The 19,932-nt window shown below is 70.5% G+C and carries 18 protein-coding genes and 1 pseudogene; 10 read left to right on the top strand and 9 right to left on the bottom strand.

The window, feature by feature from the left end; genetic code table 11:
* Positions 1–30 precede the first annotated feature (30 nt).
* From ACIQM0_RS22985 to ACIQM0_RS22965, 5 genes are all read left to right on the top strand, one after another.
* On the top strand, positions 31–1,635 hold the full coding sequence (locus ACIQM0_RS22985; protein WP_401289554.1) for a 4-coumarate--CoA ligase family protein: 1,605 nt from the start codon (positions 31–33) through the stop codon (positions 1,633–1,635).
* The gene (locus ACIQM0_RS22980) at positions 1,632–2,366 is read left to right on the top strand and encodes an enoyl-CoA hydratase family protein (RefSeq protein ID WP_401289551.1); all 735 of its coding nucleotides are present in this window, start codon (positions 1,632–1,634) and stop codon (positions 2,364–2,366) included. The genes ACIQM0_RS22985 and ACIQM0_RS22980 overlap by 4 nt, the downstream gene beginning before the upstream one ends.
* A complete protein-coding gene (locus tag ACIQM0_RS22975) occupies positions 2,354–2,935 on the top strand; it encodes a TetR/AcrR family transcriptional regulator (RefSeq protein ID WP_401289548.1) in 582 nt (193 codons plus the stop codon). The genes ACIQM0_RS22980 and ACIQM0_RS22975 overlap by 13 nt, the downstream gene beginning before the upstream one ends.
* A 114-nt stretch (positions 2,936–3,049) precedes the next feature.
* Positions 3,050–3,406, top strand: coding sequence for a DoxX family protein (locus ACIQM0_RS22970; protein ID WP_401289545.1), 357 nt, complete (start codon positions 3,050–3,052; stop codon positions 3,404–3,406).
* Between the two features lie 53 nt (positions 3,407–3,459).
* Positions 3,460–4,002, top strand: a complete 543-nt coding sequence (locus tag ACIQM0_RS22965) for a GNAT family N-acetyltransferase (protein ID WP_401289542.1) — start codon at positions 3,460–3,462, stop codon at positions 4,000–4,002.
* Between the two features lie 17 nt (positions 4,003–4,019).
* Here the strand turns inward: ACIQM0_RS22965 and ACIQM0_RS22960 are convergent, their stop codons facing one another.
* The 3 genes from ACIQM0_RS22960 to ACIQM0_RS22950 all read right to left on the bottom strand — a co-directional run bounded on the left by ACIQM0_RS22960 (position 4,020) and on the right by ACIQM0_RS22950 (position 7,011).
* A complete protein-coding gene (locus ACIQM0_RS22960) occupies positions 4,020–4,640 on the bottom strand; it encodes an RloB family protein (RefSeq protein ID WP_401289540.1) in 621 nt (206 codons plus the stop codon).
* A complete protein-coding gene (locus ACIQM0_RS22955; RefSeq protein WP_401289539.1) occupies positions 4,624–5,895 on the bottom strand; it encodes an ATP/GTP-binding protein in 1,272 nt (423 codons plus the stop codon). Before ACIQM0_RS22955 ends, ACIQM0_RS22960 begins: the two co-directional genes overlap by 17 nt.
* A 177-nt stretch (positions 5,896–6,072) precedes the next feature.
* On the bottom strand, positions 6,073–7,011 hold the full coding sequence (locus ACIQM0_RS22950) for a MarR family transcriptional regulator (protein WP_401289536.1): 939 nt from the start codon (positions 7,009–7,011) through the stop codon (positions 6,073–6,075).
* Positions 7,012–7,506: 495 nt separating this feature from the next.
* Here ACIQM0_RS22950 and ACIQM0_RS22945 point away from each other — a divergent pair, with 495 nt between their 5' ends.
* Positions 7,507–8,292 carry a Scr1 family TA system antitoxin-like transcriptional regulator gene (locus tag ACIQM0_RS22945; protein ID WP_401290200.1) on the top strand — a complete coding sequence of 262 codons (786 nt, stop codon included), beginning with the start codon at positions 7,507–7,509 and terminating at the stop codon, positions 8,290–8,292.
* Entirely contained in the window at positions 8,289–8,588 is a 300-nt protein-coding gene (locus ACIQM0_RS22940; protein WP_401289533.1) for a DUF397 domain-containing protein, read from the top strand. The genes ACIQM0_RS22945 and ACIQM0_RS22940 overlap by 4 nt, the downstream gene beginning before the upstream one ends.
* A gap of 103 nt (positions 8,589–8,691) precedes the next feature.
* Here the strand turns inward: ACIQM0_RS22940 and ACIQM0_RS22935 are convergent, their stop codons facing one another.
* The 6 genes from ACIQM0_RS22935 to ACIQM0_RS22910 all read right to left on the bottom strand — a co-directional run bounded on the left by ACIQM0_RS22935 (position 8,692) and on the right by ACIQM0_RS22910 (position 17,085).
* On the bottom strand, positions 8,692–9,513 hold the full coding sequence (locus ACIQM0_RS22935) for a hypothetical protein (RefSeq protein WP_401289530.1): 822 nt from the start codon (positions 9,511–9,513) through the stop codon (positions 8,692–8,694).
* Complete coding sequence (locus tag ACIQM0_RS22930; protein ID WP_401289527.1) at positions 9,510–9,863, bottom strand: PadR family transcriptional regulator; 354 nt, start codon at positions 9,861–9,863, stop codon at positions 9,510–9,512. The genes ACIQM0_RS22935 and ACIQM0_RS22930 overlap by 4 nt, the downstream gene beginning before the upstream one ends.
* Before the next feature lie 87 nt (positions 9,864–9,950).
* Positions 9,951–13,826 carry an AAA family ATPase gene (locus ACIQM0_RS22925; RefSeq protein ID WP_401289525.1) on the bottom strand — a complete coding sequence of 1,292 codons (3,876 nt, stop codon included), beginning with the start codon at positions 13,824–13,826 and terminating at the stop codon, positions 9,951–9,953.
* Positions 13,823–14,254, bottom strand: a complete 432-nt coding sequence (locus ACIQM0_RS22920; protein ID WP_401289523.1) for a hypothetical protein — start codon at positions 14,252–14,254, stop codon at positions 13,823–13,825. The genes ACIQM0_RS22925 and ACIQM0_RS22920 overlap by 4 nt, the downstream gene beginning before the upstream one ends.
* 16 nt (positions 14,255–14,270) lie before the next feature.
* Positions 14,271–16,484 (bottom strand): PQQ-binding-like beta-propeller repeat protein, encoded by a 2,214-nt coding sequence (locus ACIQM0_RS22915; protein WP_401289521.1) that lies wholly within the window; start codon positions 16,482–16,484, stop codon positions 14,271–14,273.
* Between the two features lie 10 nt (positions 16,485–16,494).
* A complete protein-coding gene (locus ACIQM0_RS22910; RefSeq protein ID WP_401289518.1) occupies positions 16,495–17,085 on the bottom strand; it encodes a toll/interleukin-1 receptor domain-containing protein in 591 nt (196 codons plus the stop codon).
* A gap of 123 nt (positions 17,086–17,208) precedes the next feature.
* Here ACIQM0_RS22910 and ACIQM0_RS22905 point away from each other — a divergent pair, with 123 nt between their 5' ends.
* From ACIQM0_RS22905 to ACIQM0_RS22895, 3 genes and pseudogenes are all read left to right on the top strand, one after another.
* A complete protein-coding gene (locus tag ACIQM0_RS22905; protein ID WP_401289515.1) occupies positions 17,209–18,396 on the top strand; it encodes a helix-turn-helix domain-containing protein in 1,188 nt (395 codons plus the stop codon).
* A 161-nt stretch (positions 18,397–18,557) separates the two neighbouring features.
* On the top strand, positions 18,558–19,298 hold the full coding sequence (locus ACIQM0_RS22900; RefSeq protein WP_401289513.1) for a hypothetical protein: 741 nt from the start codon (positions 18,558–18,560) through the stop codon (positions 19,296–19,298).
* 161 nt (positions 19,299–19,459) lie between these two features.
* A pseudogene (locus tag ACIQM0_RS22895) lies at positions 19,460–19,917 on the top strand (VOC family protein).
* Positions 19,918–19,932: the final 15 nt, after the last annotated feature.

The following is a 19,932-nucleotide window of genomic DNA, read 5'->3' as shown; positions in this document are numbered from 1 at the left end:
CAGGCCGTACCCGCGTCGAAGGGAACCGTCATGGTGTTCCACAGCGAGTACGAAGACGTTCCGGCCCTTGAGACACCCATCCACGAAACGGTCCTCGGCGGCGCCGCGGCCTTCGGTGACACCGTCGCCCTGATCGACGGCACCAACGGTCTCTCCGTCACGTACGCACAGCTCGACACGTTCCACCGCCGCATCGCCGCCCACCTCGCCGAGGCAGGTCTGCGCAAGGGCGACGTCCTCGCCCTGCACAGCCCCAACACGATCGCCTACCCCGCCGTCTTCTACGGCGCCACGCGCGCCGGAGCCGCGGTCACCACCGTGCACCCGCTCGCCACCGCGGAGGAGTTCGCCAAACAGCTGAGGGACTCCGACGCCCGCTGGATCGTCACCGTGTCCCTGTTCCTCGACGTCGCCCGCCGCGCGGCCGAACTCGCGGGCTCCATCCGGGAGATCTTCGTCTGCGACCAGGCCGAGGGCTACACCTCCGTACTCGACATGCTCGGCTCCACCGCCCCCGAGCCCGAGATCGCGTTCGGCCCCGACGACGTCGCCGCACTCCCGTACTCCTCCGGGACCACCGGCGTCCCCAAGGGCGTCATGCTCACCCACCGCTCCATCGGCACCAACCTGGAGCAGCTGCGCCCCTTCGTCCCCATGGAACCCGGCCACACCATCCTGGCCGTCCTGCCCTTCTTCCACGTCTACGGGCTGACCGCCCTGATGAACGTCCCGCTGCGCTGCGGGGCCACCGTCGTCGTGCTGCCCCGCTTCGACCTCGACCAGTTCCTCGGCGTGATCCAGGAACACCGCATCACCGGTCTCTACGTGGCTCCGCCGATCGTCCTGGCCCTCGCCAAGCACCCGGCCGTCGGCAACTACGACCTCTCCTCGCTCGAGTACATCGTCAGCGCCGCCGCACCCCTGGACGCCGACCTCGCCGCCGCCTGCTCCGCCCGCCTCGGCGTACCGCCCGTACGGCAGGCGTACGGGATGACGGAACTCTCGCCCGGCACCCACGTCGTGCCCCTCGACATCGAGCACCCGCCGCCCGGAGCCGTGGGCAAGCTGCTGCCCAGCACCGAGATGCGGATCGTGTCCATCGAGGACCCGGGCAAGGACCTCGGCACCGACACCGACGGCGAGATCCTGATCCGCGGCCCGCAGGTGATGAAGGGCTACCTCGGCCGCCCCGACGCCACCGCCGCCATGATCGACGCCGACGGCTGGGTGCACACCGGCGACATCGGACGGGTGGACGACGACGGCTGGCTGTTCGTCGTCGACCGGGTCAAGGAACTCATCAAGTACAAGGGCTACCAGGTCGCCCCCGCCGAACTCGAAGCGCTCCTCCTCACCCACGAGTCCATCGCCGACGCGGCCGTCATCGGTGTGTACGACGCCGACGGCAACGAGATCCCGAAGGCCTTCCTCGTACGCCAGCCGTCCGCCCCGGACCTCACGGCGGACGAGGTCATGGCCTACGTCGCCGAACGCGTGGCCCCGTACAAGAAGGTCCGCCGCGTCGAGTTCGTCGACGCGGTACCGCGCGCGGTCTCCGGCAAGATCCTGCGCCGCGAACTGCGCGACCACGAGAAGACCCACACCGCCCCCGACACCCCGGAGAAGACCCCATGACGCTCGCCGCCCCCACACACGAGCGCGGCATCACCACCCTCACCCTGGACTCGCCGGCCAACCGCAACGCGCTCTCCGCGCGGCTGGTCGGCGAGCTCTCGGCCGCGCTCGCCGCGTGCGCCACCGACGACACGGTCCGTGCCGTCGTCCTCACCCACACCGGCAACACCTTCTGCGCGGGCGCCGACCTGAAGGCACCGGCCGACCCGCACGCCTTCGTCGCCCTCATGCGCCGCATCGTCACGCTGCCGAAGCCGGTCGTCGCCCGCGTCACGGGCCACGTCCGGGCCGGCGGCCTGGGCCTGCTCGGCGCCTGCGACATCTCGGTCGCCGGGCCCGACTCCTCCTTCGCCCTCACCGAATCACGCCTCGGGCTGGCCCCCGCCGTCATCTCCCTGCCCCTGCTGCCCCGCCTGGACCCCCGCGCCGCAGCCCGCTACTACCTCACCGGCGAACGCTTCGACGCGGTCGAGGCCGCCAGGACCGGCCTCGTCACCCTCGCCGCCGAGGACGTGGACAAGGCGCTCGTACCGGTACTCGACGGACTGCGCAGGGCCTCGCCCCAGGGGCTGGCCGCATCGAAGGAGCTGGTCACGGCTACTGTGCTGGAGACTTTCGACCAGGACGCCGAAGACCTGATCGCACGCTCCGCCGCACTCTTCGCCTCCGACGAGGCACGGGAGGGGATGACGGCCTTCCTCGAACGACGGGACCCCGCATGGCGGCTCTGACACCCCCCAAACAGGACCGCAGCCGCGCCACCCGCCGCGGCCTCCTGGAGGCCGCGGTCTCCTGCCTGGCCGAACACGGCTGGGCAGGCTCCACCGTCTCCGTCGTCGCCGAACGCGCCGGGGTCTCGCGCGGTGCCGCCCAGCACCACTTCCCCACCCGCGAGGACCTGTTCACCGCCGCCGTCGAGTACGTCGCGGAGGAGCGCTCCGCCGCCCTGCGCGCCCTCCCCGACCAGGACCGCGCGGAGGTCGTCGCCGCCCTCGTCGACCTCTACACCGGCCCGCTGTTCCGCGCGGCCCTCCAGCTCTGGGTCGCCGCCTCCAACGAGGAACAGCTCCGTCCCCGCGTCACCGAACTCGAAGCCCGCGTCGGCCGCGAGACCCACCGCATCGCCGTCGGCCTCCTGCGCGCCGACGAGAACCGCCCCGGCGTACGCGAGACGGTCCAGGGCCTCCTGGACATGGCCCGCGGCCTGGGCCTGGCCAACGTCCTCACCGACGACACGGCCCGCCGCCGCCGCGTGGTGACGCAGTGGGCGGCGATGATCGAGGACGCGCTGGGCGGCTGAGCGCGGACGATGTCACAAGCCGGGCCACCGGTTTCGTCGTTCAGGGAAACGGCCTCCCGCGAGGGAGCACCGAGCACCACCGTTCCCCACTGAACCGAACGAATCGGAGACATCGTGTACGCCGCCTACCTCACGGCCACCATCCTCGGCGCCGTCTTCAACGGAGCCGCCGCCGTCACCTACCTGATCGGCCACGAATACCCCAAGGCCCAGGCGGACATGAAGGGCATCCACCGCAGATGGGTGCCGGTGCTGGGGTCGCTGCTCGCGGCGGGCACCGTGGGGCTGCTGGCGGGACTCGCCGTCCCGCTCCTGGGCACCCTCGCCGCCGCCGGCCTCATCCTCTACTTCATCGGCGCGATCATCGCCCACCTGCGGGTGGGCTCCCGCGACATCGTGGGCGGCATCGTCTTCCTCGCCACGGCGGCGGCCGTCCTGGTGCTGGGGCTGCTCGACCACGGGGCCCGGTAGCCGCGGCACGGATATCCTGATCCGTCCTGAACACGCCAGGGAGGACCCGCACCATGAGCAGCACCACATCACCCTTTCCCGCCCGGATCGAGCTCACGGGGGAGGGCCTCGTCCTGCGCGACTGGACGGAAGCGGACCTGTCCGCGATGCCGGACCTGTTCGACCACGCCGACATCGCGCACTGGACCCCGATCGTCACGCCCTTCGACGAGGAGGCCGCCCGGACCCGCCTGGACAAGGCCCGGCGCCTGCGGGAGGAGGGCTCGACCATCCTGCTCGCGATCACCGTCGACGGCGGCGCCCCGCTCGGCGAGGTCATGCTGCGACGCGCCCCCGAGGGCACGGAACTCGGCTACGCGGTCGGCCCGGCCCACCGGGGCCACGGTCTGGCCGCACGGGCGGTACGGCTGATGGCCGCGTACGCCTTCGAGGAGCTGGGGGCGGAACAGGTGATCCTGGAGCTGGAGGCCGACAACGCCGCCAGCGTCGGGGCGGCCACGAGGGCGGGCTTCAGCCTGCTCGACGTACCGCTGATCGAGGGCGAGGAGAAGGGACGCCCCTACGTGCTGCAGACGTGGGGCCTGGACCGTCCCTGACGGTGTGGGGCGCCGCCCTATTGCGGCCCGCCGATGGCGAGCGCGAGCTTCCACATGCCGGTCGAGGGGTTCACTTCCCGCTCCTTGCCGTCCGGAGCCAGCAGCCTCGCCCGGCGGACCGCCTCGCGCCAGCCGTCCTCGTAGTGACGGAAGTCAAGGTCCGTCTTGGAGTACCCGCCCGGCGTGTGCTTGTTCAGAATCGGAACGAGTCGGTCGTAGGAGGGTGCGTGCTTGCGGTGATCGGTGAAGTGCAGCAGCAGCCACACTTCGAAGCACGGGTTCGACAGCGCGATCCCGATGCGATTGCGGTCGGCTTCACGTAGGGCCTGATCGATATCGGTGAACTCGTCGACATCCAGGACGCACCACGCCTCGTCGTAGGCGTCGTCTGCCGTCTCCAGCAGTTTCACCGTGTGCGCGACGACTTGGGAGGGAGCCTTGGGATGCTTGACGATCTTGATCGATACGGCTGGATTCCGGGCCGCGTGCTTGAGGCCCTGGACATAGGCGTGTTCTGTCACCTCGGCGCCGCAGACGACCAGTAATCGCAGGCGGGGGGAGCGTAGCTCGGTTCTCCTGCCGAGCTGGGAATCCCGTGAGGGACGCTTGCGCCCGTCCGGCTTAGGTTGCCGCGCCATTCTGTTCCCCCCGTGTGGCCAGTGCCTTGGCAAGGCTCTCGTCGATGAACGGCACTCCGCCGTAGCTGCCTCCCAGGTAGCGTCGCTCGTGGTTCTCGCCGGCGCGTGGTTTGAACTCGGACAGGGCGAACAGTCTCGTCTCCCCGTACCGGTCCTTCTCCACGAACCACACCTGGTCCCGCTTGAGGATGTCCTCGCCGTCGACACGGCCGAGCAGGCTGGCGTCGTGGGAGGTGAAGACGAGTTGTGCGCCGCGCGGGTTGGTCTCCGGCTCCTGGAAGAGCTTGATGAGCTGGGTGGTGAGCAGTGGGTGAAGACTGGAATCGATCTCGTCGACGACGAGCGTGCCGCCTCGGCGCAGTACGGACAGAAATCGCGGGGCCTGCTCCAGCAGCGCCTTGGTGCCCGCGGACTGCTCGTGGAGTTCCATGCGGACTACGCCGGTGCGCCCGCGGTGGCCGATCCACGGTCGCACGGTTTCCCGCGGCCCCCGTTCCGCCAGCCTGGCGAGCTCACGCTGGGGTACCCGTCCGCCGTACAGCCGACGCAGGGCTTCCTCGTCCAGGACCTGCCGTTCGGTGCCGTACGCCTCGATACCCAGGTCGGCAGAGCGCAGGAGAGCCAAGAGGCCGGGAGTGTCCCAGGCCGGTCCCGGCGTCCCCGGAGCGATTCCCAGTGGTGAGCGCATGCGGCCCTCGCTGAACTTCAGGCCTGTCGCGAACCAGTCGTAGACGGGGCGGAAGTCCTGCTGCTTGGAGCGTGCGGCCATGGTCAGGAACAGCACATTCGATTCGGTGATGTTCTCGACCAGTTCCAGTTCACGTCGGGCCTGTGTGTCACCCGGATTCACTTCGCCCTCGGAGCGCTCGAAGATCTTGCGCTTCTTACCGAGCGGGTAGCTGTAGAGCCATTCGTCGAGGACTTGCTCGTCGTCGATGCTGAAGCCGTAGGTGTAGCGCACCCCGTCGAGCGAGAGATCCACCACGTACCAGGACGGCTCGTCGCTAGCCGAGGCATCCAGGCGGAACGCGCTGCGGGCGATGCCCCCACCGGGCTCCGCGTCGCGATGCGAGTTCAGGACCATCCCGGCCATGTACCCCAGTGCGCCCACAAGGTTCGATTTCCCTGCGGCGTTGGCACCGAAGAGGCCCGCCACGGGGACTGCGGCCCAGTCCGTACCCGTAGGACGGTCAGCGTCGTAGGCGGGATGAAGCTGGAGTTCTTGTTCCTCGCGGATCGAGCGATGGTTCGACATTCTGAAGTTCAGCAGCATGTGGACCCTCCCCTCTGTGATTTTCCGCCTATGTGCGCAAGTGAAACGCGCAATAGGGGGTCTGGCAACCTCTAGCAAGGGATTTCGCGGCTCTTTAGCCCTACAGGCTCAGTCGTGGGCCACGGCAAGTGGAGGCGAGGCGGAACGAGCGGATTCGGCTCAGGGTGCTTTGAGGAGGTCGCGGAGTCCGGCGACATGGGCGCTGACGTCGCGTTCGGCGGGCGAGCCCGCCTGGGTGTTGGTGGTGGTTTCGGGCTGTCGGCAGGGGTGGCAGAGGCCGTCGGGGAGTGCTTCGGGGCGGCCGGGGGTGCCGCATTCGGTGCATTCCATCATCACGCGCCGGGCGGGGGTTCCGGTGGGCGGCGGTGTGGGGGTGGTGGGGAGTGCGGGCGGGATTTTGTCGTGGAGGCGGCGGCGGACGAAGCCGACGGGTGAGTCGACGTGGGCGGGGAGTCCGGCGGTGAGGGCGCGGGTGAGGTAGTCGGCGTCCACGCCGCGTGCGAACCAGCGCTCGGCCAGGGCTTCCAGGGCCGTGCAGTCGGCGGCGGAGAGCGCGAGGCGTGCGTCGGCCCGCCCGATCCCGGCCAGCGCGAGGTACGCGGGGGTGTGGGCGGGGACCGTGTCCCGCGCGGGCTGGGGGGCCGGTTCCCGTACGGGCTCGGGGGCCGGCTCGGGAGCGGGTGCGGGTGCGGGCGCGGGCTCGGGTGCCAGGTGGTTCGTCCACCATTCGTTGTCGTGCGAGGTCCGTGACCAGTAGGTCTGGAACACCCAGCGCACCTGGTCTCCGCCGCCGATCGCGCACCGTACGCGCCGCAGGTGTCCGGCCACCGACAGCGCGGTCAGCGCGGAGGCGACGGCCTGCTGCCCGTACAGCGGGATCTGCTTGGCGAGGGACTTCACGCTCATCGTGGCGCCCTCGGGCAGCCGCTCGATGAACGCGGCCACGTACTGCTCCCGAAAGGGCAGCAACGCGAAATCAGCGGCGCGGGAGGGATGTTCGTCCGGAACGGATCGCTTGCCGTAACCGGGATGGGCCATCGGGTACGGGGGCGACACTGCGGACGCGGACACGGCGGGACTAAAGTGCTCAACAGCCACGAGATCGTTTCCTTTTGTTGCCGATCTTGGAGGTCAGACCCCGGCCGGTGTTGGAACACCGTGTCGGGGTCGTTTAGTTCTCGCACCGTAGACAGTCGCCACGCACCGTCGCAAGCTGTCACCATTAGTCATACTTGCTGGTCGTGACGGGTCAGGGAGGTCGGGAAGGTTTTCCCAACCACCCTTCTTTCCCTACCGGTTAAAAGAAGGCGCTCGAATCTCGCAGCTCGAATCTCGCAGCTCGAATCCCAAGCCCCAAGACCCGGGCCGACCTGCCCCTTCATACGCTCGAACGAGTGAACCGCCCCTCTCGAAGCCCGGGACCCGAGCCCCGAGCTGCGAGCTTCGAGCCACGAGCCTCGTGGCCGGGACGGCCGGCGACAGGGCACCCGTACAGATTTCCTGTACGAGTGCGCCGAGGCGTGAACCACGGACAAGGGTGGGAGTGGGGACCGTATGCACCCCAGTAATCGGCAGCGCAAGAACGCCTCGGCCATGAAACTCGTGGGCAAGCTGCTCGGCCTGTTCCGCGTCGCGGCGGGTCTGACGCAGGCCCAACTCGCGAATGCGGTGGGAGTGCAGGTGGAGACGATCGCCTCCATCGAGCAGGGCCGCCGCTCGCTCCTCCCGGACCTGGCGAGCCGGCTGGACCAGTTGCTGGAGACGAAGGGCGCGCTGGCCACGGCGGTGGAGAACATGCCGGAGGTCGACCTCGTACCGGCCTGGGCCGAGCAGTACATGGACCTGGAGCGGACAGCGCTGGCCCTCTCCTGGTACGACAACCAGGTCCTGCCCGGACTGCTCCAGACCGAGGCCTACGCACGGGCGGTCTTCCGCAACCGGGTCCCCGTGTTCAGCGAGGAGAAGATCGCGGTTCAGACCGCTTCCCGGCTGGAACGCCAGGAGATCCTGCACCGCAGCGAACCGCCGACGATCAGCTTCGTCATCTGGGAGCCGGTGGTGAGGCTTCAACTCGTCGACGACGAGACGCATGTGGAGCAGCTCCGCCACTTGCGGACGTGTGGAACGCTGCCGGGGGTCAGCCTTCAGATTCTCCCGCTGAGCCACCGGACCCATGCCGGGCTCGCCGGTCCGTTCACGCTCCTGGAAACACCGGACTATCAACAGGTCGCCTACTCCGAGACCCAGCGCGGCAGCCTGCTCGTCGCCGACCCCGATGAGATCAGCATCCTGTCCCAGAAATATGCGATGCTGCGAGCTCAGGCCCTCAGTCCCGAAGACACCCTGGGCCTGTTGGACCGTCTGCTGGGAGAGCAATGAGCACTGCACGCGCGTGGTTCAAGTCCAGCTACAGCAGCGACGAGGGCGGCCAGTGCCTCGAAGTCGCCTACGAGTGGCGGAAGTCCAGCTACAGCGGCGACGAGGGCGGCCAGTGCCTCGAAGTCGGCTACGCCTGGCAGAAGTCCAGCTACAGCGGCGACGAAGGCGGCGCCTGCGTCGAAGTCGCCGCGCACCCCGCCGCCGTACACGTCCGCGACTCCAAGCACCCCGAGGGCCCGGAACTCGCCCTCCCGCCCGCCGCCTGGGCCGCGTTCACCGCGCACGTGGGCCGCTGAGGCGCTCGACGACCACCGAGCCCCGCCCCTGTGCGGCATCTCGGTCGGCGAACCGCTGCGGTGGTCCGCCGACGAGCCGTGCCGGTCTGCGACGAGCCGGCGCTCAGGCAGTGGCGGAGAGCCGTCTGCGGGACACGCGGCCAACTCCCCAGGCCAGGAGCAGCGCTGTGACGACGATGGCGGCTCCGATCGGTGAGCCTGCCGGTGCGGTGGCCCATGGTGCCCCGGCCATCAGGATCGCGAGGATGTGCCGGGGGCGGACGTCCGGAGCCGCTGTGCGGATGGCGATCAGCAGCATGGTGGGGCCGAGTTGCTGGATCGCTCCGAGAAAGAAGGCGCTGTCACCCGAGACGGCCGCGTACAGAGAAGGCAGCCAGGTGATGACGGCGTAGGCCGAGGCCAGCCGACAGTCAATTCTCCCTGGGCCGACCGCCGCGGGCATCGCCGTCACCAGGGCCAGGAGCGGGATCAGCCAGGCGGACCCTTGAGCCCCGGCGAGCAGTGCCACGAGGGACAGCGCCCCCAGTGTCCGGGATGCCGACCAGCGTCCCAGGCAGGCCATGGCCCCGGCCACCAGCACGGCCGCGTACACCGCTGTGCCGAGGAGATTCACCCCGTCCGTGCTCGCGTCACGCACGGCGTCCGCCACGGTGGTGGTCAGCCCGGCGGCGGCGATCGACCCGGCGGCCGCCAAGGCGTACGGGGCGGTGGCCACCAGGAAGCGACCGGCACGATCGCTTGATCCGGTGCGCGTCCGCACACGCAACGCATGTGCCGCGATGTCCAGTTGCTCCAGACGTCCGGCTGTCGCTGAGGCGCCCTCGGCGGTGTCCCGGTACATCGCCAGGATCTCGGCGCCGTGGCTTGCCCGGTAGCGGCGCGGGTACAGGGACAGGACGCGGGGGGAGCGCAGGGAGTCGGTCATGCGGGGCCTCCGGCCGGGGCGATGGTGGCTTGCTTGAGGCGTCGGGTGGCCTCGCGGGCGTGGGCAGTGATGTGCCGGACCTCTGCGGCGAGGGTGTCCCGTCCGGTGCGGGTGAGCGTGTACGTACGCCGGAGCCGACCCTGGACCACCTCCTCCGAGAAGACCTCGATCAGGTCTTCCCCCTGCAGGCGTTCAAGAGACCCGTAGAGCGTCCCGGTGCGCAGCCGCACGCGGCCCTGAGAAATCGCCAGAATCTCCTGAGCCAGCGCGTAGCCGTGCCGGGGCCTGTCGGCCAGGGCCGTGAGGATGAGCAGGGTCGGTTCCTGCATGGATCTGCCAATGTCGACCATGCGAGTGACCATAGTACGGTCACCTGACTATTGAACAGCGAGGTGACCAGGGCAAGGGCCCTCCGGCGCGTGCACCACACCCTCGGCCTAGGTGGCCGCACACGGTGGGTCGTAGGGCAGCTCGGGAACGTACCGGCTCCACTGCTGTCGGCTCAGGGCGCCGGAACTCCCGGCGCAGATCCGGTTGATGGCGGACTTGGCTCGCAGGTCCCAGAGCGTGGCCACACCGTCGTCCGTGGTGGCGGCCAGGGTGTGACCGTCCGGGCTGAACGCCAGAACGGCGACGGCTCCGGTCTCCACGGTCAGTGGCCGGCCGATGGCGGTGGGGTGGTCGGGATCGGTGACGTTCCACAGGTTGATGGTGCCGCTGTCGGTGGCGCCGGCCGCTGCGAGCGTGTGCCCGTCCGGGCTGAACGCCACCGACCACATGCTGCCGTCGGGCACGGTCAGGGGGCTTCCCCTGCGCGTGAGGTGGTTGGGGTCGGTGGCATTCCACAGGGTGATGGTGCCGCGGCTGTTCCCGGTGGCGAGCGTGCGGCCGTCCGGGCTGAACGCCACCCAGGTGCTGGTGCCGGTCGGCTGCTTGATCGGCTCTCCGATGCGGATGCCGAGGTCCGTCGTGCTCCACAGTCCGACGGTGCCGTTGCTGCCGTCGCCGCCGGCCGCCAGCATCGTGCCGTCGCGGCTGAACGCCAGGGACTGGACGGACGCGGTGCCCGAATTGGAGATGTTGGACGGGTAGGCGGGGTTTGCGGGGTCGCTGATGTCCCACAGGGCGATGTGGCCGAGCTCGTTGTCGCCGGCCGCGGCCAGGGTATGCCCGTCGGGGCTGAACGCCAGGGAGAAGATGAGCCCGTCCGCCCCGGTGAGGGTCTTGGGGATGCGCACGGGATGACTGGGGTTGGTGGTGTTCCACAACGTGACGGTGCCGCCGCTGTCGCCCGCGGCCAGGGTGTGCCCGTCCGGGCTGAACGCCACCGCGTCGACCGGGTGCTTGGGGCCGGTGAGTGGATCACCCTGGGGAGCGGGGTTGTTGGGGTCGGTGGTGTTCCACAGCGAGACGGTGGCGTTCTGGTTTCCGGCGGCCAGGGTGTGCCCGTCGGGGCTGAACGCCACGGACGCCACATTGCCGCCGGCGCCGATGATCCGGGTCGGCGGCAGATTCCACAGATCGACGTTGCCGTCGCTGTTCCCGGCGGCGAGCGTGCGGCTGTCGGGGCTGAACACCACGCTGGTCACCGAGTCGCCGGGACCGGTCAGCGGCCGGCCCAGAGGGCCGATGGTCCCGGGGTGGGTGACGTTCCACAGATGGATGGTGTGGTCGGCGCTTCCTGCGGCCAGGGTATGGCCGTCGGGGCTGAACGCCACCGACATGACAGGCCGGTCGGGACCCGTCAGCGGCTTGCCCAGGGGGGTGAGGTGGCCGGTGTCGGAGACCTTCCACAGACGGACCTTGCTGTCGCCGGTGCCGGCGGCCAGGGTGCGGCCCCCGGGGCTGAACGCCAGGGAGTCGACGCGCTGCCCGGCCTTCAGGGTCTTGCCGATCCGGCCGGGGTGGGCCGGGTCCGTGGTGTTCCACAGACTGATGGTTCCGGCCTTGTCGTTGCATGCTGCGGCCAGGGTGTGCCCGGTGGGGCTGAACACGATGCGATCCGAGTAGACATCTGGGCACTTCAGGTTCAGGGGCGCCTTCGCGGGATCGACGTGGTCGGGGCGAGTGACGTTCCAGAAGCTGATGAGTCCGGCGTGCCATTCGGCGGCCAGGGTGCGGCCGTCGGGACTGAACACGAGCGACTCGACGGCGCCCATGGCGTCCAAGCCCTGAATGGCGGGACTCTTCAGCCGGCCGAGCCCCACCGGGTGACTGGGGCTGGTCAGGCTCCACAGGTCGACGAATCCGCCGGAACCGTTGTCGCCGTTGTGGTTGGTGTGGCCACCGACGGCCAGCACTCGGCCGTCCGGGCTGAACGCGAGCGACAGGATCGAATCGACAGAACGGTCCATGGGTACAGGTCGGCCCAGCGACACCGGACGGCCGGGATCGGAGACGTCCCACAGCCGGACGAGGTTCTGGTAGACGTTCCCGGCCGCCAGCATGTGCCCGTCGGGGCTGTAGGCCACGGTGTACACCGCGCCGCGCGGGCCGGGAAGCCGGGTGGCCAGCGGGATGTTCTCGGTCGAGATGAGCCGGGACGCCGCCTCCGGGGTCGGGTCCATGCGGTGCGCGGTCAGCGCGAGTTGAGCGGACAGTGAGGGATCGCTCTGCGCCAGTTGGACGGACGTGGAGGCGACGGCGGCGTTGACAGCCTTGTCGCGGGAGCGCAGGGCATCGGTGGCGGAGTCCCGGGCGTGGGACTCCTGCCGGAAGGCGAACACCGCGGCCATCGAGGCGAGCACGGCCAGGGTGGTGATGGTGGCGACCGCGGCGCGCCGGAGCTGTTGCCCGCGCCGCTGATGGTGGGCGGCGGCCGCCAGGAAGGCCCGGTCGACGGCACTGAGCTCCGCCCCGTGCGTGTCCGCCCAGGCGAGGGCCGTCTCCAGGCGGATGCCGCGGTACAGCGCGGCCGCCTCCCGGCCCGCCTGCTCCCAGAGCGCGGCCGCCTCCTCCAGATCCTGTCGTACGAGGTTCCCGTTGCGGTCGTGCTGGATCCAGTCCTGCAACAGGGGCCAGGCGCGGATGAGCACCTCATGTGTCATCACCACCGTGTCCCGGTCCCGGGTCAGCAGTCGGCCACGGGTGAAGTCGTCCAGCACCCTGATGGCCGCGCCCCGGTCCGGCGCGTGACGCAGCAGCTCTTCGTACCGGACGCGCCGTCGGCTGTCGTCGGCGTCGCGTCCCACGATGACCAGCCGCAGGAACACCCAGCGCGCGGCCTCGTGGCAGGCCAGCGGCAGAGTGTCGTAGAGCCGGTCCGCCGTGTTGGCGATGGCGCCCTGTATGCCGCCGGTGACGCGGTATCCGTCCACGGTGAGCGTGTGGCCGTGGCGCTGCTGCCAGGTGGCCCGCAGCGCGTGTGCGAGCAGCGGCAGCCGGCCCGTGGTGTTCCTGCCGCTCGGTCTGCCGACCGCGCCCAGGTCTGCCAGCAGCACTTCGACCAGGCCGTCTTCGACGGTGAGCCCCACGTTGCCGGCCGGGCGGCGGATCGCGTCCTTGAGTTCGTCCTCCGTCATCGGCTCCAGCAGGACCGGGCCGGCCCGGAGTGCCGCCATGAGCTGCGGATGGGCCGTGCACGCGGCATAGAAGTCCGCGCGCACTCCCAGTACCACGACCGCACCGCCCGTGGGCCGGGCCAGACGGTCGAGCACGTCGATGAGCCACTTCCGTTCGGCCTCGTCGTTGCAGGCCGTGAAGATCTCCTCGAACTGGTCGACCACGACGACCAGACCCGCCGAGGGGGACTCCCCGGCTTTGGTGATCTCGCGCAGCTCGGCAAGGCACCGTGCGGGATCGGCCCGCCACTCCGGTGCCGTGCGCTGGGCGGTCTCGGCGTCGAGGCCGGCGGCCGCCGCCAGCGCCAGGGCCGGGGTCGCCGTCGGGGTCAGCAGCAGCCGTGGCCAGGCGCTCGAACCCGCCACCGGGAGCCGGCCGGCGTCCAGGGCCGGCAGTACCCCGGCCGACAGCAGGGACGACTTCCCGGCCCCAGAGGGGCCGATCAGCACCAGGGGGCCGCCCTCCCGCAGCCGGGCGTCCATCCGCTCGCACACGAGGTGAACCATGCGCTCACGGCCGTAGAACCACTGCTTGTACGGCCCGCCGAACGGGGCCAGGCCCGGGTACGGGCAGAGCACTTGGTCGGAGCCGGGGCCGGGTACGGTTCTGCGCCCCTCGTCGCGGTGATGAAAGTGGAGGTCGCGGCCGACCTGGTAGATGTCGCCGCCGTCGGTCGTGCTCGCCTCCAGGTGTTTCGGCTGCCAGAGGGGTGGCCTGTCCGGGGGCGGGGCCCCGGTGCCGCGCTCCGTCACGCCTCTCCGCCCCTGGTGACGGTCATGTCCCGGCCGGCCAGGAACGCGTCGCCGTCGGAGACGTGTGCCTCCAGCGTCATCGAGCCCGTGATCTGCTGTTCCTGGGTTCCGGCGACGCTCAGTTCCTCGCCGAGCAGCGCGCGCAGCTCCTCGACGGCGTCCGGCCGCGTGGCCAGGAGCCGGATGAGGCGGGCCTGCCACTCGGCGACCAGGAGCCCCTGGAGTTCCTCGCCGCCACCCGTCCGCCGCGCCTCCAGCAACTCGCCCCGTGCGTCGGCGAGTTCGTCATCGACGCGCTCCGGGTGCGCGGACCGCCACAGCGACAGGACCGAGGACCTGACCGCGGCCCAGCCGTCCGTCGTCAGCAGATCGATCAGGCGCGCCGCGGCCGCCGATGCCAGGCCGGCGAGTTCCACACTCGTGTCCATGTCTTCTCCTTGTCCCTTACCGTCCGTGGGCCGCGATAGCGGTCATGGTCAGGTGGGAGGCGATGAACACGTGGTCGCCGCCCACTGCCCACTTGAACCCGACGTCCGGCTGCCCGGGGTCGTTGTATTTCCACCGGGCCCTGCCGGTGGCCGCGTCGATGGCCCACAGCGTCTTGGCGCCATCGGTGGCGAAGACGGTGTCGGCCGAACACTGCGCGTCCTTGCCGCCCAACCCGGAGGAGGCAGCGAACGAGTTGGCGCCACCCATGTCGTTGGCCCCATCTAGCGTCGCGACCCACTGGATCGTGCCGTCGGCCGTGGCCAGGGCGGCCAGGTCGCTGCCGACCGGTACGAAGACGGTCGCACCGTCCGGGCTGGAGAACGGGGTACCGATACGGACCTCGTCCCCGCTCTTCGCGTCGAAGCGCTGATGCCACTTCTCGCTGCCCGTGGCCGCGTCGACGGCGAACAGCTTGTTGCCGTTGCCGCCGGCGAAGAGGAACAGCCCGTCGGCGTAGCACGTCAGCGGCCAGCCGGTGGTGAAGTAGAACGCGTCGCGCTGGACGGGGACGTTCCAGCCGCGGGCGCCCTTCCGGCCGGCGTCGATCATCTGGACGCGGCCGGGCTTCTCGCCCGGAACGGCCGAGGTGGCCAGCAGGTGGGAACCGGTGGGCGGCACGAGCACGTTGTTGATGTCGGTGCCCTTGACCCGCCACAGTCCCTTACCGGTCGCGGCGTCGAACGCGCGGATGTAGCCGGTGCTCGGAGCCTTGTCCGAGTACGACTTCGATGTGTCCATCACATTCCCGCACACGTACACGGTGTTCCCCGCGGCCGCCACATAGTGGCTGGAGTACAACGTCAGATGCTTGCCGCCGCCGGGCTCTGCGTCGGCCATCTTGGTCGCCCACTTCACCTTCCCGCTGCCGGCGTCGAACGCCGCCAGCAGGCCTGACTTACTCGGTGTGTCGCAGAGCAGGTAGAACACTCCGTCCGCGTACGCCGTCGGGTACGTGGACATGCTCGTGCCGAACTGGTTGGTCGTGTTCAGCTTCTGGAACACGGAGTCCCCGGTCTCGGCGTCCAGGAAGGACGTGGCGGCGTCCGTGACCACCATGACCACCTTGTCGGACGCCTCCAGGCAGGTGGGAGCGTTCTTTCCGGTGCCTGACCAGGCCTTGGTGGCGTCGGGGCCGTCCAGGACGATCTGCGCCGGTCCGTCCGTCGAGGACGGCGACGCGGCGGAGGCCGACGGGGAGCGCACGCCTGACGGAGAGGCCGGCCGCGAAGTGGAGCCGGCCCGGCCATCGGGCGCCGGTGACGAGTCGCCGGAGAAGGCGAGTGCCGCCGCTCCTCCGCCGAGTACGGCCACGCCCCCGGCCAGACCGATGATCAGCTGCCGGCGGCTGACACCCGTGCCGGTGGTCGCCGGCGGCGGAGGAACCGGGTCCCGGGCGCCGCCCCCGGCGGACGCAGATCCCACGGCCGCGGCCGCGGCGGCCATGTCGGCGGTTACCGCCGGCGGCAGCCAACTGCATTGGAGAGCAGGCAGGTTCTGATGCCGCAGGTAGTCGACGAGCTGTTCGGCGGTGGGACGGTCCGGCGGGTCCGGGTACAGGCAGCCGCCGATCACGTCGCGCAGCGACACCGGGAGGGTGCCCGTGTCCGGCCTGTCGCCGCACGCCGCGAACAGCACGGTCGACCCGAGGTCGAACATGTCGTCCGTCGGGGCGGGCGCCGGGCTCGCGGTGGCCCCCGCCATCCCCAGGGCGGAGATGCGGGGCCCGTCCATGGTCAGCAGCACCGATTCCGGGGTCACCCCGCCGTGGACCGTCCCGGCCGCGTGGAGCACGGCCAGGGCCTGGGCGAGGCCGTCGGCGAGCATCCGCAGGGCAGGTTCGGACAGTGAGTCGTGCCGGTCCACCGCCTGCCGGAGCGGCAGCCCGGCGGTGAACCGGGTCGCCAGCCACGGAACCGACGCGTCGGCGTCGGCATCCACCACCGGTACGAGAAAGGCACCGGACAGGGCCCGTGCCGCCTCGACAGCGGCCCGGAACCGGTCCCGGAACTCCGGGTCCGCGGCGAGCGCGGGCCCCACGACCGTGACCGTGACGAGCAGCCCCTCGTCCGTGCGGGCCGAAAAGACCTCGTTCCCGCCGACCGCGCCCTGTGGTGCGAGCAGCGTGTACGGCCCGATCCGGTGAGCACCGTCCGCTCCGGGATGATTCATCGTCCGCCCCTCACGCCGGCCTGATCGTCTGATCACGGGCCGCCTGGTAGGCGTTGCCGCCGCCGGACACATGGGCCGTCATCGTCATGGACGGCTCCGCGGCCGGCGCCGTGCCGCGCCCGGGTCCGGAGGCGGTACGGGGCAGGAGATCGGTCACCGCGTCGCCCAAGTGGTCCAGCCCGTCCGGCAGATGGGTCTCCGGAACGCGGACGAACTGCAGATGCCCCAGCTGCGCGATCTCGGCCGGCAGCACCGAGGCGTCGGGCAGCGTCGTCGCGTCACCCAGAAGGACCGGGACGACGCGGTTTCCCGCCCGCAGAGCTGTCGCGATCTCCAGCCGGACCCAGTCGTGAGCCCGGTCCAGGAGCCGCACACCGTCCTCGCCCCGCGCGTCGAGCCACCCCGGCCCGATCAGTACGCACATGAGCTCGCACTCGGCGGCCTGCCGCCGCAGGATCTCGGCGTAATCGGCCCCGGGCGGGATCGACTGGCCCGACTTGAAGATCTCGGCGGCACCCAAACGGTCAGACAGCGTGCGGTAGACGCGGTCCCGCATCCACCGGGAGTCCGCCTTGCGAAAGCTGAGGAAGATGCGCGGCACAATTGCCCCCTCTCTGACGAGCCTTGACGTCAGGATCGTGCTCACCCCGGGTACGGAGTACACGCTCGGCCGCTATTCGCCGGGGATTGAATAGCGGCCGCGAGGCTCCGTACGCTGGCGGGTATGGATCCGGCGGACAGCGCGGCAGGGACGGTCCCGGCAGGGGGATCGCCCGGCACGCCGCTGCCGCCGGGCGACTTCGGCGTCGTCCTGGCCACACTCCGTGCACGTCAGGGGTGGAGCGTGCGCGAGTTCGCCCGGCGCGCGAACGTGTCCGAGGGGCAGATCTGCAACCTGGAGAGCGGGCTGCGCAACCCGACGCCCGCTGTGGCGGCGGCCTGCGACGCGGCCTTCGGCACCGGCGGGGAACTCGTCGAGCTGGCCGGGGCCGGCCGCCGCGCCGCCCGGTTCGAGGACGTCGTCGAGGCCGGTCCCGTGGTCGCCGGATACGAGCGGGTCCTGCGGGACCTCAAGGACATCGGCAGATCCACCGGCCCGAGGTTCGTCACCGCCTCGATGAAGTCGATCACGCACATCCTGACGGACGCCGGACCGCACGCCGTCGGCGAGCAGCGGGCCGAGATCTGGCTGCTGGCATCGAGGTTCGCCGAATACACGGGGTGGATGGCACAGGAGGCGGGAAACCCCGCGGAGGCGTTGCGCTGGACGAACCTCGCCGTCCGCTGGGGCGCGCAGGGCGGGGACGAAACGGTGGCCGCGTACGCCCTGGTCCGCAAGGCGTTCATCGCCCAGCACCGCGGCGACACCACTGCGGCGATCGGATTCGCCGACCGGGCCGCCGGGCACCCGGCCGCCAACCCGGTGATCCGCGCGCACGCCGCACGACGCGCGGCCCTGGGGCACGCGCGCCGTGGCGACGCGGTGGCCTGCCGGGAGGCGCTGGAGCGGTTCAGCAGCCACGCCGCCGAGGTCATCGGCCACCGGACCCCTCACTGGGGCCCGCGCGTCGAGAACGGCAACCCCCGGCTCATCGAGGCGTCCTGCATGCTCAGCCTCCGCCGCTTCGACCTGGCCGCCGACCTCTTCGCCGCCGAGCACCGGCCGGCCGCCCCGGCGGACAGCAACTCCCAGGCCCGCTTCGCGGTCCGGCAGGCGACAGCCCTGGCCGGTGCCGGCCGCCTCGACGGCGCCTGTCAGATCGTCGAGGCCACGCTGCCCGTGATCAAGCGCATCGACTCGGCCACCGTCCGCGCGGAGCTGGGCCGTTTCGTGGAACAGGCCCGGACCCGAAGAGCCAGTTCGGGCCAACTCGCCCTCATCGAAGCGTCGGCGGACCTCGCGAGCGGCTGACCGCCGAGGGCGGCCGACCGCTCGGCGGGCCGGGCGATAGAGTTCGCACGTGCGTTGATCTTTCGGGCGGTGGCCAAGCGCCACCGCAGAGGGTGCGGGCGACCCCGACGAGCCGGGGCCGCCGACTGGCATACCCGTCACACAACACCGGAGATCACGCAATGACTGCACAGGAGCCTCTCGGCTACGACGCGTTTGTGGAACTCGCCGCCGCTGATTCATCCGTTGTCGGCCTTGTCCTCAAGGGTTCCCGGGCGCACGAGGGCCTGGCTACCGAGCACTCCGACCACGACCTGTACGTCGTTCTCGCTGATGGCGCGAAGTCGGACCTCACCCAGTTCACGGGGCACCGCACCCCAGAACTCGACCTCGTCATCCTCTTCCTCGACGAGTTCCGCACCGCCGGAATGCCCGGCTTCGAGCGGTACGCCCTCGCCCGCGCCCGGATCGTGCTCGACCGACTCGATGGAGTCATCGCCCGGATCCTGGCCAGCAAGGCACGGCTCGGCGTCGGCGAAGCCTTCCGAGAGGCGGGCGAATGGCTCGATGCCTACGCCAACTCGCTCTATCGCTCGGTAAAGAACGACCGCGACGGACATGCCCTCGCGGCCCGACTCGACGCCGCCGACAGCATCCGGTTCCTGCTGGAGCTGCTTTTCGCCCTAGACCGGCGTCCCCGTCCCTACAACAAGTATCTGGAATGGGAGCTTGCCCGATTTCCGCTGCCCGGCTGGGACACCGGGCTGCTGCTCGACGCTGCAGACCACATCTCAGGCACGGGCGATGTGTCCACGCAGCGTCGTCTCTTCGCCCAGGTCGAGGCAGTGGCCCGGCAAGCTGGACATGGCGCGGTGCTGGACGCATGGGGTGATGACCTGCACCTGATGCGACCGCAGAAGTAGCGTGCCGCAGGGGTCCAGGCACCATCGCTCTTGCCGATCGAGGTCTTCGCAACAGGCCTTAGGCCGAACGGCCGATGCGCGCACGGGCGCCCCCTCGTTAGGCTCCGTCGCCGAGCACCGGCCGGCCCACGGCCGGTCCGCGCCCGTCAGGAGGTCGCCCCATGCCCGCCAACGCCGCGGCGCACGTACGCATCGCCCGCCCGTCACGCGATCTCCGGGCCGCCGAACGCTTCTGGGTCTCCGGGCTCGGCCTCGACATCCTGTACCGGCACGAGGCCGACGGCACGCCGGGCCGACACGCGTTGCTGATGGCCGGCTGGCCGGACGCGGCCTGGCACCTGGAACTCGTACACGACCCCGCCGCCCCCACCGCACCGCGCCCCACCCCCGAGGACCTCTGGTCGTCTACCTCGGTGAACCGGTGCCGGACACCCTCGTGGAGCGGCTCGAACTGCGCGGCGGCAAGCGGGTACCCGCGCACAATCCGTACGGGGACACCTGGGGCGTGACAGTCCGGGACCCGGACGGATATCTGCTGGTGCTCTCCACCAGGAACTGGTCCAACTCCGCGGCTCCGGCCGGGCATGCCGTCAAGGACGAGATGCCCGGCGCGCACTGACACGGGAACGGCTTG

This window comes from Streptomyces sp. NPDC091387 (assembly GCF_044756945.1).
GTDB lineage: Bacteria > Actinomycetota > Actinomycetes > Streptomycetales > Streptomycetaceae > Streptomyces.
Note: the sequence above shows the minus strand (reverse complement) of the source record. Positions and strands in the feature narration are given on the sequence as shown.